We start from the raw sequence: 14,785 nt of genomic DNA, 5'->3' as shown, positions 1-14,785 counted from the left end.
ACCGCCGTACCGCCTACGAGTGCGAGCGCAGCAGCGTCCTCATCGTCCGCATCGCCACCGACAGGTTGGCGAGGTCGAACGCGTCGGAGGTCTGGATCTCCTCCAGGGTCGTCCGCGCCCGGCCCAGCAGCGCCGCGTTCTTCTGCTCCCACACCTTGAAGCGCTGCTCGGGCGTGGAGGAGCCGTTGCCGGCGGAGAGGACCTCGGCGGTGAGGGACGCGTGCGCCGCGTACAGGTCCTCGCGGATCGCCGCGCGGGCCATGGACTGCCAGCGGTCGGCGCGCGGCAGCTCGATGATGCGGTCCATCAGCTGGGTGATGCTCAGCCGGTCGGCGAGGTCGTAGTACACCTCGGCGACCTCCATCGGCGTCCGGCCGACCCGGTCCGCGACGGCGACGATGTCGAGCGTGGGGAAGGCGGAGGAGAAGCCCGCGACCCGCGTGGCCAGCTCCTCCGGGACCCCGGCGCCCGTCAGCTCGTCGTGGATCTCCTGGTACCACTCCAGGTCCGCGCCGCGCAGCAGCTTGGGCAGCTCGCTCCAGACCAGGTGGACGCCCTCGGAGAAGAACGCGATGGTCTCGCTGAGCTGCAGAGGCTGCGGCCGGTTGTTGAGCAGCCAGCGCGTGCCGCGCTCGACGAGGCGGCGGGAGTGCAGGCGGATCCGGGTCTGGACGGCCGCGTCGACCTTGTTGTCCAGGCCCTCGACGGCGTCCCACACCGCGCCCGACCCGAAGATCGCGCGGGACGCGGTCTGCGCCCGGACGATCTCCTCCAGCGAGGCCCCGGTCTCCTCCCGCAGCCGGTGCAGGAAGCTCGTACCGCCCGTGTTGACCGTGTCGTTGACCAGCAGGGTCGTGATGATCTCGCGGCTCAGCGGGTGGCTGTCGATGTGCTCGGGGAACCGCTCGCCCAGCGCGGCCGGGAAGTACGCGTGCAGCAGCTTGCGCAGGTAGGCGTCGTCGGGCAGCTCGGTGTGCAGCAGCTCCTCGGCGACGGTGATCTTCGTGTAGGCGAGCAGGACGGCCGTCTCGGGGCCGGTGAGGCCCTGCCCCGTGTTGAGGCGCTCGCGGATCTGCCGGTCGGTGGGCAGGAATTCGAGCGCCCGGTCGAGGTGGCCCTCCCTGGCCAGGTGGCGCATGAAGCGCTGCTGGGCGTGGAGCATGTCCGGGGACTGGGCGAGGGCGTTGGCGATCGCCGTGTTCTGCGCGTAGTTGTTGCGCAGGACGAGACGGCCGACCTCGTCGGTCATCTCGGCGAGCAGCTTGTTGCGCTGCTTGACCGTCATGTCGCCCTCGGCGACCAGGCCGTTGAGCAGGATCTTGATGTTCACCTCGTGGTCGGAGGTGTCCACGCCCGCGCTGTTGTCGATGGCGTCGGTGTTGACCCGCCCGCCGGTCTGGGCGAACTCGATCCGGCCCAGCTGGGTCAGACCGAGGTTGCCGCCCTCACCGACGACCTGGACCCGCAGGTCCCGTCCGTCGACCCGGATGGCGTCGTTGGCCTTGTCGCCGACGTCGGCGTGCGACTCCGTCGACGCCTTCACGTAGGTGCCGATGCCGCCGTTCCACAGCAGGTCGACCGGGGCCTTGAGGATCGCCTTCATCAGGTCGGCCGGGGTCATCTTGGCGACCTTGTCCTCGATGCCGAGGACGTCCCGGATGTGGGCGTTGATCGGGATCGCCTTGGCGGTGCGCGGGAAGACGCCGCCGCCGGTGGAGATCAGGTCGGTGTCGTAGTCGGCCCAGCTGGAACGGGGCAGTTCGAAGACGCGGCGGCGCTCGGCGTAGGAGGTGGCCGCGTCGGGGCTGGGGTCGATGAAGATGTGCCGGTGGTCGAAGGCGGCGACGAGCCGGATGTGCTCGCTGAGCAGCATGCCGTTGCCGAACACGTCACCGGACATGTCACCGATGCCGACGACCGTGAAGTCCTCGGACTGCGTGTCGACGCCCACGTCCCGGAAGTGCCGCTTGACCGACTCCCAGGCACCGCGGGCGGTGATGCCCATGCCCTTGTGGTCGTAGCCGGCCGAGCCGCCGGAGGCGAAGGCGTCCCCGAGCCAGAAGTTGTAGCTCTCGGCCACCTCGTTGGCGATGTCGGAGAAGGTCGCCGTGCCCTTGTCGGCGGCGACGACCAGGTAGGTGTCGTCCTCGTCGTGCCGTACGACGTCGGCGGGCGGCGTGACCTCGCCCGCGACCATGTTGTCGGTGATGTCGAGCAGCGCGGAGATGAAGGTCTTGTAGCTCCGGATGCCCTCGGCCAGCCACGCGTCGCGGTCCACCGACGGGTCCGGGAGCTGCTTGGCGACGAAGCCGCCCTTGGCGCCGACGGGCACGATGACGGTGTTCTTGACCATCTGCGCCTTGACCAGGCCCAGGATCTCGGTGCGGAAGTCCTCCCGCCGGTCCGACCAGCGCAGCCCGCCGCGGGCGACCTTCCCGAACCTGAGGTGCACGCCCTCGACGCGCGGCGAGTACACCCAGATCTCGTACGCCGGGCGGGGCGCCGGCAGGTCGGGGATGGCCTGCGGGTCGAACTTCATGGAGACGTAGTCGTGCGGGCGGCCGCCGGCCGCCTCCTGGAAGAAGTTCGTGCGCAGCGTCGCCTTGATGACGGTCAGGAAGGACCGCAGGATGCGGTCCTCGTCGAGGCTGGCCACCTGGTCGAGCGCCGCGTCGACCTCTTCGAGGAGCGCGTCGACGATCTCCCGCCCGGCGCGCTGCCGGTCCGGTGACATCCGCGCCTCGAACAGCGACACGAGCAACCGGGTGGTGTGGACGTTGTTGCGGAGGGTGTCCTCCATGTAGTCCTGGCTGAAGGTGGATCCGGCCTGCCGCAGGTACTTGGCGTACGCGCGCAGCACCATGGCCTGCCGCCAGGTGAGGCCGGCGCTCAGTACGAGCGCGTTGAACCCGTCGTTCTCGGCCTGCCCGGTCCAGGTGGCGGCGAAGGCCTCCTGCACCCGCTCCCGGGCGTCGTCCCCGGCGTAGTCCGCGCTGCCGGTCTGCTGCCTCGGCATCCGCAGCCCGAAGTCGTAGATCCACGCGGTCGTCCGGTCCGCGCAGCGCAGCTCGTAGGGCCGCTCGTCGATGACCTCGACGCCGATGCGGCTGAGGACGGGCAGGACCGCGGAGAGCGAGACCGAGCCGCCCTTGCGGTAGATCTTGAACCGGCGTTCGTCGGGCGCGGCACCCACCGGCTCGTACAGGCTCAGCTCGAAGTCCTCGTCCTGGTCGAGCGCTTCGAGGCGGACGAGGTCCGCGACGGCCGAGCGGGGGTTGTGGTCGGCCTTGTACCCCTCGGGGATCGCGTTGCCGTACTTGCGCAGCATCTCGGCGGCACGCTCCTCGCCGACCTCGGCGTTGAGCGCCTCGGCGAACCCGTCCGACCAGGACCGGGCGGCCTCGACGAGCTTGGCCTCCAGGCGTTCCTTGTCGGCGTCGCTGAGGTGCGGCAGTTCAGTGCCGGGCTGGACACGGACCACGAAGTGCAGCCGGGAGAGGATCGACTCGGTGTTCCAGGCGGTGAAGTCGACGCTGATACCGCCCAGTTCCTCCTTCAGGATGTCGATGATCCTGAGGCGTACGCCGGTGGTGTAGCGGTCGCGCGGGAGGTAGACGAGGGCGGAGTAGTAGCGCCCGTACTCGTCCTGGCGGAGGTAGAGCCGCAGCCGCCGGCGCTCCTGGAGATAGAGCACGGAGGTGACGATGGACCGCAGCTCGTCGGCCGAGGTCTGGAACAGCTCGTCGCGCGGGTAGGTCTCCAGGATCTGCAGGAGGTCGCGTCCGTCGTGGCTGTTGGGCGAGAACCCGGCTCCCCGCAGGACGTCCTCGACCTTGCGGCGGACGACGGGCACCCGACGCACGGACTCGGTGTAGGCGGCCGAGGAGAACAGGCCGAGGAAGCGCCGCTCGCCGATCACGTTGCCCTCGGCGTCGAACTTCTTCACGCCCACGTAGTCGAGGTAGGACGGGCGGTGGACGGTGGCCCGGCTGTTGGCCTTCGTCAGGACGAGGAGCCTGTGCTCACGGGCCTTGGCGCGGGCGTCGGCGGGCAGCCGCTCGAAGGAGGGGCTGACGGGGTGCTGGTCGTCCCCCGAGTGGTGCGGGTCGGAGCGCAGGATGCCGAGGCCGGTCCCGGCGACGGCGGCGAGGGAGTCGTCCTCGCGCAGCTCGTACTCCCGGAACCCCAGGAAGGTGAAGTGGTCGTCGGCGAGCCAGCGCAGCAGCTCGCGGGCCTCCTCCACCTCCTGTTCGCGCAGGTCGTCGGCGGTGGGCTCGGCGGTCAGCCCGTCGGCGATCCGGACCGCCGCGTCCCGCATCTTCTCCCAGTCCTCGACGGCCTCGCGGACGTCGGACAGGACGCGCAGCAGATCGTTGTTGATCTGCTTGAGGTCCGCCCGGTCGGTCTCGCGGTCGATCTCGACGTGGATCCAGGACTCGATGTGCGCGTCGTGCGGCAGGGTCTCCCCTGCAGCCACCGCGGCGGCGGCCGCGGCGACGGCGGACGGCTCGGTGATCAGCTCGACGAGCCTGCCGGTGACGTCCCGCCGTACGACGACCTGGGGGTGGATGACGACATGGATGCCGCGCCCCTGCCGTGACAGCTCGTTGGTCACGGAGTCGACAAGGAAGGGCATGTCGTCGGTGACGACCTCGACGACGGAGTGGCTGCACGTCCAGCCGTTCTCCTCGACGGTCGGGGTGTGCACCCGTACGTTGGCCGTGCCCTGGGGGCGGTTCTCGGCCAGCCGATAGTGGGAGTGGGCGGCTCCGAAGACGTCGACCGGGTCACGGCCGCTCAGGTCCTCCGGGGCGGTGTGCAGGTAGTAGCGCTGGAGGAACGCGAGCACGGTCTCGTGGTCCGGGATGCCGGACTTGCTCTCGCTCGTCGTCCCAGTCGGTAGATACCCCCCGACCGGGCTGTTCTCAGCTACCCGGGCGGCCCGTTCGAGCAGCTCGGCCTTGGCTTCGTCCAGCTTGGTCTGCATTGTCCTCTGGCTCCTGTCGCGCGCCGTTGCGTGACGTAGAAGGAAGTACGAACTCGTGCCCTCCGACGCGCCACCACGACACGGGGTGTCCGGTCTGGTTCGACGCTATGCCGCAGGGCGAGACGAGCGGGGGGTAATCAGCCATTCTCGGCACCCGACGGGGATGTGACGCTGCTCTCGGCGCCGTGCCGTCCGTGGATGTTCCCGGCGTCCCGGGAGCCCTGGTGGCTCCCTCCCGCCCGCGAGGACCAGCGACCGCCGCCCGGACACGGATGTCGTCCGTGCTCACCGGGCGCAGGGCAGGGACGACGGCGTCCCCGCGAACTATCGCGCTGATCACGCCACAAGGCTATCCCTCCGGACGGGGGGCGCGTCATGAGCCGTATGTGTACAAAACAGGGGGTGGAACTTTGACGTTCTGCACAGTACCCCTCGCGCACTTTTGAGCTTACCTCCGCGCAACCGAGCTTATACGCGGCTTCGCCGGGCCCGGGAATCCACCCACCCCCTTGGCAGATCCTCACCCCGGATGCACGTTGCCCAGGAGGCCATAGCCTGACGAAGGAAGCCCTGCGGTACCGAGGGGAGCCCACCATGACCGCCAAGATCCTGATCGTGACCGGCGACGCGGCGGAGTCGCTGGAGGTCCTGTACCCCTACCAGCGCCTCCGCGAGGAGGGGTACGAGGTCCACATCGCGGCCCCCAGCCGCAAGAAGCTCCGGTTCGTCGTCCACGACTTCGAGCCGGGCTACGACACCTACACCGAGAAGCCCGGCTACTCCTGGCCCGCCGACCTGGCCTTCTCCGAGGTCGACCCCGGTGAGTACGTCGCGGTCGTCGTCCCGGGCGGCCGGGCCCCGGAGTACCTGCGCAACGATCCCGAGCTGCGCAAGATCCTCAAGTCCTTCTTCGACACCGACAAGCCGGTGGCCCAGATCTGCCACGGCCCGCTGCTGACCGCCGCCGTGGACGCGCTGTCGGGCCGCCGCGTCACCGCGTACCCCGCCCTCGAACTCGACATGCAGGCCGCCGGCGCCGCCTTCCAGGACGCCGAGACCGTCGTCGACGGCACCCTCGTCTCCGCCCGCGCCTGGCCGGACCACTCCGGCTGGATGCGCGAGTTCCTCACGGTGCTGCGGGCGAAGGCGCCGGTGACGTAGCCGGGGGCGCCTCGGAAGCACGGATCGCGAGAGCCGGGTTACGCGGCGAGCCGCTCGGCCTCGGCGACGGCCTCCTCCAGGGTGTCCACGACGGGCACCCCGACCCACTCCAGGCTGGCCCTGCTGTGGGAGCCGCCGGTGTAGAGCACGGCCTGCGCCCCCACGTGCCGGGCGGCGACGGCGTCGTCGGCGGCGTCCCCGATCACCACGGTCCGTCGCGGTTCCACGCCCACGAGGCGGCGCAGATGCCGGACCATGTGCTCGGCCTTGCTGCCCCCGGAGGGGCCGGTGCGTCCGTCGACCCGGACGAAGTGCGGCTCGATCCCGAAGCCCCGGACCAGCGGGACCAGTTCCTCGTGCACGTACATGCTGAGGATCGACTGGCTGCGGCCGCCCGAGAGCCACTGCGTCAGAAGCCCCGGCACACCGTCGGTCAGCCCGCAGGCGACCCGGTGCTCGGCGTAGTACCGGTGGAAGACCACGTCCATGGCCTCCCACTCCTCGTCCGAGGGCAGTCGCCCGATCAGCCGCTCGTAGAACTTGGGCACCGGTACGCAGTACAGCTCCCGGTACCGCTCCAGCGTGATCGGCTCGATCCCCAGCTCCGCGAACGCGGCGTTCGTCGCCCCGATGATCGCCTCGTTGTCGTTCAACAAGGTCCCGTTCCAGTCCCAGACGATATGCGCCCCGGCTCCGTTCATCCCCATACCCAGAACGTACCCTTCACCACCGACACCGCATTCCCACCGCCCATCAGGGCCACCCCCCTCGAACACCTGCACCAGCCGCTCGCCCGCTTCCTCCGCACCCCCGCCCGGACCCGGAAACCGCCCCCGCCCCGCCGGGGGTCTCCCCGGCGGCGGTCGCGCACGCGTCGTCGCCGACAGGACGACGGTGCCGCCCGAACGCCCTCGTCCGGCGTGGCTGTGTCAGCCGCCCGCCCAACCTTTCCGGCTGCGGCAGTGTGCCGCCCGGGGCGGCACGGCTGGGCGCGGCGGCACCCGGCGAGCGAAGCCGGCCCCCGTCCAGCCCGGGCGTGGGACGCCCGCGGGCACCCGTGGGCGCGGGGGTCAGCCGCCCAGTCCCACGAGGTTCGGGATCTCCTGGGTCGCGTACCAGAGCAGCTCGTGGTCGTCCGCCCCGTCCACGATGAACTGCGCGTCGTCGTCGCCCTGGTCCGCCGCCCCCAGCGCGTCCGCGGCCTCCCCGACCTCCTCCTCGGCCTCCGCCGAGTCGACATGCACGGCCGCCGCCTTGCTCAACGGCACGGGACCGGCCACCCGCACCTCTCCGAGCGCCACCGGATCGAGGCCCCGGTCGGGATCGGCCACCGCGTCCCGGTCGGCCACGTCCACCGCCACGACGACCCGCCGTCGCGCGGCCCCGGGATCCACGGCCACCAGCCGCAGCGACGCGTGCGCCGCCCGGTTCAGCGCCGCGTACTCCAACTCCTCGATGTCGTCGGACAGATACCACTCCCGCAGGGCCGGGGTGACGGCGTACGCGACGAACGCCCCCTCCCCCAGCTCACCCGTCTTGTACGCCTCGGCGAGCCCGGGAAGGGTCAGGGGGACGTAGACGCGCATGGCAGGCCGCTTTCGTTAGTCGTGATCTCGGTCGAGCTCTGGGTCGTACACCCGGGCATCCGCCGGGTCGTGCTCCGGGTCGTGCTCGCGGGGCTGAACCGGAGCGTCCGGAGCGAGTCGGCGGTTCGTCGCCGCGGTCTGTTCCCGCGATGCGTCCCGGTCCGCCGCGAAGGCCCCGCGAAGCCTCCGCCAGGCCCTTCAGGATACGTGCGGGCGTCCCCTTTCGAGCGCCCGCCCGGCGCTGCGGACGCGTCCACCCCGGGCCCGTCACCTCACCGGTACACCCGTGCCCCGCCTGGCCCGAACCCCCTCACCGTCACCCTGATAGGTGAACTTCTCCCGGCCCCCGGCAGCGCCCCACGCCTCCTTGCCACGGCCCCTCCCGGCCTCGTACAAGATCCCCATCACCAAGTTACCGACTGGTACCCGCGGCCTCACCGACGAACGGGGATTTCCGATGAACAAGGTCATGACCAGGACCAGGCGCACCCCCGGCACCCGCCCGCCCGTCCGCCACGACACCCGCCGCCCGGGCCGCACCCCGGCCCGTACGACCCCGGGGGACGGCCGCCCGTCGACACCCCGCTCCACGACCGCGGCGCCCGCGATCCAGCCGCCGCCCCGCACCTCCCCCACGCCGCCCGCCACGGCCACCGGGCCGGCCCACCACCCTCGCCCCACCGACCGCTTCGCCGACCTCCTCCTCGCCGTGCTCAGCGGCCGGCGTCCGGTCCACAGCATGCTGCGCCACACCGCCGGGAGGGCCTACGACGAGCTGGCCTGGCTGGCCGAACACGGCACCCTGCGCGTCCCCCACGGCGCCGACCCGGTCGTCCGCGACATCGGCTACTACGTGGCCGGACCGGGCGCCCTGGAGGTCTTCGCCCGCATCGGCGCCGGCGACCGCCTCCGGGCCATGGCCTTCCGCCTGGAACACGGCCCCGACCACCGCTGGCGCTGCACGGCGGTGGAACTCGGCGGCCCGAGGCTCCCTCACCGGGACGACGAGGACTGAACGGCGGCCACGAGCACGAAGGGCCGGACACCCGAAGGTGCCCGGCCCTCACCGCCTCACGCGGCTCGTGTCCCACCGCCGCGCCCGGCGCGGCGGTGTCGCGCGGCGCGCCGCCTACTTCTTGCGGCGGCGGCTGGTCTTCGCCTGCTGCTTGCGGCGCTCCGCGCGGGTGAGACCGTCGGCCTCGGAGCGGATCGGCTCGTCCTCGGGGAGGTCGCCCTCCACGATGCCGCCGTCGCCGTCGACGGTGGGCGCGGAGAAGTGCAGCCGGTCACGGCGCTGCGGGGCCTCCAGGCCCTTCGCGCGGATCTCCGGCCGCGACGCACCCGCCTGGGCCGGCACGGCGTCGCCCTTGTCCAGGGACGGCTTCGTGTCCTCGACCGGGACCTCCTCGACCTGCTGCTCGACCTGGACCTCCAGGTTGAACAGGTAGCCGACGGACTCCTCCTTGATGCCCTCCATCATGGCGGTGAACATGTCGAAGCCCTCGCGCTGGTACTCGACCAGCGGGTCCTTCTGCGCCATCGCGCGCAGGCCGATGCCCTCCTGGAGGTAGTCCATCTCGTAGAGGTGCTCGCGCCACTTGCGGTCCAGCACCGACAGGACCACCCGGCGCTCCAGCTCACGCATGATCTCGGAGCCGAGCTGCGTCTCACGCGCCTGGTACTGCTCGGTGATGTCGTCCTTGATCGACTCGGCGATGAACTCGGCGGTCAGCCCGGCCCGGTCACCGGCGGCCTCCTCCAGCTCGTCGACGGTGACCTTCACCGGGTAGAGCTGCTTGAAGGCGCCCCACAGCCGGTCGAGGTCCCACTCCTCGGCGAAGCCCTCGGCGGTCTCGGCGGTGATGTACGCGTCGATGGTGTCGTCCATGAAGTGCTGGATCTGCTCCTGCAGGTCCTCGCCCTCCAGGACGCGGCGCCGCTCGCCGTAGATGACCTCGCGCTGCCGGTTGAGGACCTCGTCGTACTTGAGGACGTTCTTCCGGGTCTCGAAGTTCTGCTGCTCGACCTGCGACTGCGCCGAGGCGATCGCCCGGGTGACCATCTTGTTCTCGATCGGGACGTCGTCCGGCACGTTCGCCATGGACATCACGCGCTCGACCATCTGGGCCTTGAACAGCCGCATCAGGTCGTCGCCCAGCGACAGGTAGAACCGGGACTCACCGGGGTCGCCCTGACGGCCGGAACGACCGCGCAGCTGGTTGTCGATGCGCCGGGACTCGTGGCGCTCGGTGCCGAGGACGTAGAGCCCGCCGAGCTCCTTGACCTCCTCGAACTCCGCCTTGACCGCTTCCTCGGCCTTCGCGAGCGCCTCGGGCAGGGCGTGCGCCCACTCCTCGATGTGCTCCTCGGGGTCGAGGCCGCGCTGGCGCAGCTCCGCCTCGGCGAGGTCGTCGGGGTTGCCGCCGAGCTTGATGTCCGTACCACGGCCGGCCATGTTGGTGGCGACGGTCACGGCGCCCTTGCGGCCGGCCTGGGCGACGATCGTCGCCTCCCGGTCGTGCTGCTTGGCGTTGAGCACCTCGTGCTGGACGCCGCGCTTGCTCAGCTGCTGCGAGAGGTACTCGGACTTCTCGACCGACGTCGTACCGACGAGGATCGGCTGGCCCTTCTCGTGCTTCTCGACGATGTCGTCGACGACCGCCTCGAACTTCGCGACCTCGGTGCGGTAGATCAGGTCGGACTGGTCCTTGCGGACCATCGGCCGGTTGGTCGGGATCGGGACGACACCGAGCTTGTAGATCTGGTGGAACTCGGCGGCCTCGGTCATCGCCGTACCGGTCATGCCGCAGAGGCCGGGCCGTTCCTTGCCGTTGTGGTCGTGACGCTTGTAGAGGCGGAAGAAGTTCTGCAGGGTGATCGTGGCGAGTGTCTGGTTCTCGTCCTTGATGTCCACCCCTTCCTTCGCCTCGATCGCCTGGTGCATGCCCTCGTTGTAGCGGCGGCCGGCGAGGATACGGCCGGTGTGCTCGTCGACGATCATGACTTCGCCGTCCATGACGACGTAGTCCTTGTCCTTCTTGAAGAGTTCCTTGGCCTTGATGGCGTTGTTCAGGTAGCCCACCAGAGGGGTGTTCACCGACTCGTAGAGGTTGTCGATGCCCAGCCAGTCCTCGACCTTGCTGACACCCGCCTCGTGGATGGCGACGGTGCGCTTCTTCTCGTCGACCTCGTAGTCGCCGGTCTCCTCGATGCCCTTGAGGGGGTTGCCCGGCTCGCCCTTCTTCAGGCGCGTGACCAGCTTGGCGAAGTCGCCGTACCACTTGGTGGCCTGGTCGGCCGGGCCGGAGATGATCAGCGGCGTACGGGCCTCGTCGACGAGGATGGAGTCGACCTCGTCGACGATCGCGAAGTTGTGGCCGCGCTGGACGAGCTCGTCCTTGGACCACGCCATGTTGTCGCGGAGGTAGTCGAAGCCGAACTCGTTGTTCGTGCCGTAGGTGATGTCGCAGTTGTACTGCTCGCGGCGCTGGGCCGGCGTCATGTTGGCGAGGATGCAGCCGACGCTCAGACCCAGGAACTTGTGGACGCGGCCCATCAGCTCGGAGTCGCGCTCGGCCAGGTAGTCGTTGACCGTGATCAGGTGCACGCCCTTGCCCGCCAGCGCGTTCAGGTAGGCGGGCAGCGTGCCGACGAGGGTCTTGCCCTCACCGGTCTTCATCTCGGCGACATAGCCGAGGTGGAGGGCGGCACCGCCCATGATCTGCACGTCGTAGTGGCGCTGGCCGAGGGCGCGCTTGGCGCCCTCACGGACGGTGGCGAACGCCTCGGGGAGCAGGTCGTCGAGGGTCTCACCGTCGGCGTACCGCTGCTTGTACTCCTCGGTGAGGGCGCGCAGCTCGGCGTCGGAGAGGTCGACGAAGTCCTCTTCGATGGAGTTGACCTGGTCCGCGATGCGGTGCAGCTTGCGCAGGATTTTGCCTTCGCCTGCACGCATGATCTTCGAGAGGACGGACACGGGGGTTTGTCTCCTTGCCGGTCGGGCCTGGGGAGGGTCGGTTTCAATGACAGTTGACAGTCTTGAATCACAGCTTGAGCAACGGCCATCGTAAGCGAGGACCCCGCCGTGCCGGGAGGTCTGGCGGTGACAGCTCACCAGGACAACGGGCAGGTGTCGCAGATGGTGCCGCGTTCCGCCCACCAAATGCGCGAATTGTGACCGCGCCCTCACGCACCGCGCCTTTGCTCCGGGTGCTTCCACCCCGCGCGACGGCCTCGGACGGATCGGCCTCCCACGGGATGGCGCCCCCGCGTCCCACCGAGCAGAATCGCCCGATGGAACCCGTCACCCTGACCACCGAGCGCCTGCTGCTGCGCACCGTGGACCAGCGCGACACCGCCACGGTGTACGCCGCCGCGCAGGACCCGGACATCCAGCGCTGGACCACGATCCCCTCGCCGTATCTGCGGGAGCACGCGGAGGGTTTCGTCGAGCGGGCCGTTCCCGAAGGCTGGGCCGACGCCTCGATGTTCACCTTCGGCCTCTTCCTTCCCGCCGGGGAGCTGGCGGGGATGCTGGGCATCACCAGGCGCCTGTCCGGCACCGGCGAGATCGGCTTCTGGGCGACCAGGGAGCACCGCCGCAACGGCTACGTCACCGAGGCCACCCGCGCCGCCGCGCACTGGTCCTTCACCGCACTCGCCCTCGACCGCCTCGAATGGCGCGCCGAGGTGGGCAACGCCGCCTCTCGCGCGGTGGCCGAACGCACCGGCTTCGTCTTCGAGGGCACCCTCAGATCGGGCCTCGACAACAACGGGGTCCGCCGCGACTGCTGGCTGGCCTCCCTGCTCCCCTCGGACCTCGGTCTGCCCTCGGCGACGCCGTACGTACCGGGGCGCTCCTGACCCCGCCGCCCTGACGCCCCGCGCCCGGCCCCGGACGGGCGCGGTCCCGCTGGACGGCGGTCCGTATCCCCAGCTCAGCCCCGCCTGTCAGTCCCCTCCCCTACCCTGCGGAGCATGACCTCCCTTCCGCGCCCCAGCACAGAACTCACCGCAGACGAGGCCCGCAGAATCGCCCTCCGGGCACAGGGCTTCCTCGGAGCCCCGGACCGCAGGTCCGGCGTCCGGGGCGTGCTGCGACACCTGGGCGCGGTCCAGCTCGACACCATCTCGGTCCTCGCCCGCTCGCACGAACTCATCCCGTACGCCCGCCTCGGCGCCGTGGGTCGCACCACCGTCGACAGCGCCTACTGGACGGACACGCACGCCTTCGAGTACTGGTCCCACGCCGCCTGCATCCTCCCCATCGAGGAGTGGCCCCACTTCGCCTTCCGCCGCCGCGCCTACCGCTCCAGCCCGCAGTGGAACCACCAACTCCCGGACGGCGCCTACGAGCGGGTCATCAAGCAGCTCCGCGACGAGGGCCCCCTCACGGCCACGGAGCTGGGCGGTGCGAAGCGCACCAGCGAGTGGTGGGACTGGTCCGGGGAGAAGGTCGCCGTCGAACGCGCCCTGATGCACGGCGAGGTGGTCTGCGTGGAGCGCCGCGGCTGGAAGCGGGTGTACGACCTCGCCGAGCGGGCGATCCCCGGGGACCTCCTCCACGACGAGCTGGACGACAAGGAGTGCGTACGCCGCCTGGTCCGGCTGGCCGGTGAGGCCCTGGGCGTCGGCACCCGCGCGGACATCGCGGACTACCACCGTCTCAAGGGCGAGCAGTTCGACGCGGTGGTCGCCGACTCGGGCCTGGTCCCGGTGACGGTGGCGGGCTGGGCCAAGCCCGCCTGGGCCGACCCGGCGGCGCTGGCCACGCCCCCGCGCGGCCGCCACCGCACCACGCTCCTGTCCCCGTTCGACTCCCTGATCTGGGAGCGGGCCCGCACGGAGCGCATCTTCGGCTTCACCCACCGCCTGGAGGCCTACGTCCCCAAACAGAAGCGTGTCCACGGCTACTTCGCGATGCCGGTGCTGTCCGGCGGCCGGCTCGTCGGCCGCGTGGACCCCGCCCGCGACGGCCGCACCCTGGTCGCCAAGCAGGTCACCCTCGACGGCCCGAAGGCGGTCCCGGCCGTGGCCCAGGCCCTCCTGGAAGCGGCGACCTGGGTGGACTGCACGGACGTGCGCGTGGAGCGGGTCGACGCCCCGGAACTACGGGAGCCGCTGGTGCGCGCCCTGTCCTGATCCACACGAGCGCGCGACTGCGGGCGGGGGCGCCGCTCAGCGGATCTCGAGGATCTTCTCCCGCATCGCGTACACCACGGCCTCCATCCTGGAGTGCAGCTGCAGCTTCTCCAGGATGTTGCGCACATGGTTCTTCACGGTGTTCTCGGAAATGAACAGTTCCTTGGCGATGTCCCGGTTGTTCATACCGGTCGCCACGAGCTTGAGCACTTCCAGTTCCCGGTCCGTCAGCCGCGGCGCCGGCACGAGGCGCCGTTCGTCGGTCCGCTGGATCATGGACTTGAACTCGGTGAGCAGCTTCGACGCCATCGAGGGACTGATCTGCGACTGCCCGTCGGCGACGGCGCGAATGGCGGTGGCCACCTCGTCCGTGGAGATCTCCTTGAGGAGATAGCCGGTCGCCCCCGCCTTGATCGCGTCGTAGAGGTCGGCCTCCTCGTCGCTGATCGTCAGCATGATGATCTTCGCGCTGGGGGCCACCTCCTTGATGGAGGTGCACGCCTCGATACCGCCGCGCTTGGGCATCCGTACGTCCATCAGCACGATGTCGGGCAGCAGGTCCGCGGCCTTGTCGACCGCCTCCGCCCCGTCACCGGCCTCACCGACGACCTGGATGTCCTCCTCGGCGGCGAGCACGATCTCCAGGCCGCGGCGGAAAAGCGCGTGGTCGTCCACGACGAGGACCCGGATCGGCTCCTTCCGTGAGGAGCCCGTGTCGGAGTCCGTGCCGGCGGAGCCGCCGTCGGCATTCGCGTCACGCATCGGTCCGAAACTGCTGTCCGCCATCGTTCCTCCCCCTGAAGGCCGTGGCCCTGTGTTTCTGTGCCATTGCCAACCCAAGGCAACGGCCCCCCGGTTGGGGCCGGTCCGGCCATGATTTCATGCCTGGCCCACCCTGCGGTGACAGAGC

At 70.3% G+C, this 14,785-nt stretch carries 9 protein-coding genes; 4 read left to right on the top strand and 5 right to left on the bottom strand.

Annotated features, from left to right (window positions below):
* Window positions 1-13: 13 nt before the first annotated feature.
* Window positions 14-4,987 (bottom strand): NAD-glutamate dehydrogenase, encoded by a 4,974-nt coding sequence (locus tag ACFU5F_RS24610; protein WP_383891050.1) that lies wholly within the window; start codon window positions 4,985-4,987, stop codon window positions 14-16.
* Between the two features lie 594 nt (window positions 4,988-5,581).
* On the opposite strand from ACFU5F_RS24610, the gene ACFU5F_RS24605 reads away from it, so the two are divergent.
* Window positions 5,582-6,148: a DJ-1/PfpI family protein gene (locus ACFU5F_RS24605; RefSeq protein ID WP_383891047.1), complete on the top strand. Its 567-nt coding sequence runs from the start codon at window positions 5,582-5,584 to the stop codon at window positions 6,146-6,148.
* A 38-nt stretch (window positions 6,149-6,186) separates the two neighbouring features.
* Here ACFU5F_RS24605 and ACFU5F_RS24600 read toward each other — a convergent pair whose 3' ends face one another.
* Together ACFU5F_RS24600 and ACFU5F_RS24595 are read right to left on the bottom strand one after the other, a co-directional pair.
* A complete protein-coding gene (locus ACFU5F_RS24600) occupies window positions 6,187-6,855 on the bottom strand; it encodes an HAD family hydrolase (RefSeq protein WP_383891044.1) in 669 nt (222 codons plus the stop codon).
* Window positions 6,856-7,218: 363 nt separating this feature from the next.
* Complete coding sequence (locus tag ACFU5F_RS24595) at window positions 7,219-7,734, bottom strand: DUF6912 family protein (protein ID WP_319366668.1); 516 nt, start codon at window positions 7,732-7,734, stop codon at window positions 7,219-7,221.
* A gap of 457 nt (window positions 7,735-8,191) precedes the next feature.
* Here ACFU5F_RS24595 and ACFU5F_RS24590 point away from each other — a divergent pair, with 457 nt between their 5' ends.
* On the top strand, window positions 8,192-8,749 hold the full coding sequence (locus ACFU5F_RS24590; protein ID WP_383891041.1) for an Rv3235 family protein: 558 nt from the start codon (window positions 8,192-8,194) through the stop codon (window positions 8,747-8,749).
* Between the two features lie 114 nt (window positions 8,750-8,863).
* On the opposite strand, the gene secA is transcribed toward ACFU5F_RS24590, so the two are convergent.
* Window positions 8,864-11,710 (bottom strand): preprotein translocase subunit SecA, encoded by a 2,847-nt coding sequence (gene secA / locus ACFU5F_RS24585; RefSeq protein WP_383891038.1) that lies wholly within the window; start codon window positions 11,708-11,710, stop codon window positions 8,864-8,866.
* Between the two features lie 317 nt (window positions 11,711-12,027).
* Here secA and ACFU5F_RS24580 point away from each other — a divergent pair, with 317 nt between their 5' ends.
* Both ACFU5F_RS24580 and ACFU5F_RS24575 read left to right on the top strand, forming a co-directional pair.
* Complete coding sequence (locus ACFU5F_RS24580; RefSeq protein WP_383891035.1) at window positions 12,028-12,597, top strand: GNAT family N-acetyltransferase; 570 nt, start codon at window positions 12,028-12,030, stop codon at window positions 12,595-12,597.
* Between the two features lie 114 nt (window positions 12,598-12,711).
* Window positions 12,712-13,875 carry a winged helix-turn-helix domain-containing protein gene (locus ACFU5F_RS24575; protein WP_383891033.1) on the top strand — a complete coding sequence of 388 codons (1,164 nt, stop codon included), beginning with the start codon at window positions 12,712-12,714 and terminating at the stop codon, window positions 13,873-13,875.
* A gap of 36 nt (window positions 13,876-13,911) precedes the next feature.
* On the opposite strand, the gene ACFU5F_RS24570 is transcribed toward ACFU5F_RS24575, so the two are convergent.
* Window positions 13,912-14,661 (bottom strand): response regulator, encoded by a 750-nt coding sequence (locus tag ACFU5F_RS24570; RefSeq protein ID WP_383891030.1) that lies wholly within the window; start codon window positions 14,659-14,661, stop codon window positions 13,912-13,914.
* Between the last annotated feature and the right edge of the window lie 124 nt (window positions 14,662-14,785).

It is taken from the genome of Streptomyces sp. NPDC057438 (assembly GCF_042802995.1).
In the GTDB taxonomy this organism is placed as follows: Bacteria; Actinomycetota; Actinomycetes; order Streptomycetales; family Streptomycetaceae; genus Streptomyces.
The sequence above is the reverse complement of the archived record's forward strand: the minus strand, read 5'-3'. Positions and strand labels throughout refer to the sequence as shown.

What these genes read in the sequence shown, in the direction of transcription:
- ACFU5F_RS24600 (WP_383891044.1), bottom strand. Translation starts at nt 6,855, where the DNA reads ATGGGGATGAACGGAGCCGGGGCGCATATCGTCTGGGACTGGAACGGG.
- ACFU5F_RS24610 (WP_383891050.1), bottom strand. Translation starts at nt 4,987, where the DNA reads ATGCAGACCAAGCTGGACGAAGCCAAGGCCGAGCTGCTCGAACGGGCC.
- ACFU5F_RS24580 (WP_383891035.1), top strand. Translation starts at nt 12,028, where the DNA reads ATGGAACCCGTCACCCTGACCACCGAGCGCCTGCTGCTGCGCACCGTG.
- ACFU5F_RS24595 (WP_319366668.1), bottom strand. Translation starts at nt 7,734, where the DNA reads ATGCGCGTCTACGTCCCCCTGACCCTTCCCGGGCTCGCCGAGGCGTAC.
- ACFU5F_RS24570 (WP_383891030.1), bottom strand. Translation starts at nt 14,661, where the DNA reads ATGGCGGACAGCAGTTTCGGACCGATGCGTGACGCGAATGCCGACGGC.
- ACFU5F_RS24590 (WP_383891041.1), top strand. Translation starts at nt 8,192, where the DNA reads ATGAACAAGGTCATGACCAGGACCAGGCGCACCCCCGGCACCCGCCCG.
- ACFU5F_RS24605 (WP_383891047.1), top strand. Translation starts at nt 5,582, where the DNA reads ATGACCGCCAAGATCCTGATCGTGACCGGCGACGCGGCGGAGTCGCTG.
- ACFU5F_RS24575 (WP_383891033.1), top strand. Translation starts at nt 12,712, where the DNA reads ATGACCTCCCTTCCGCGCCCCAGCACAGAACTCACCGCAGACGAGGCC.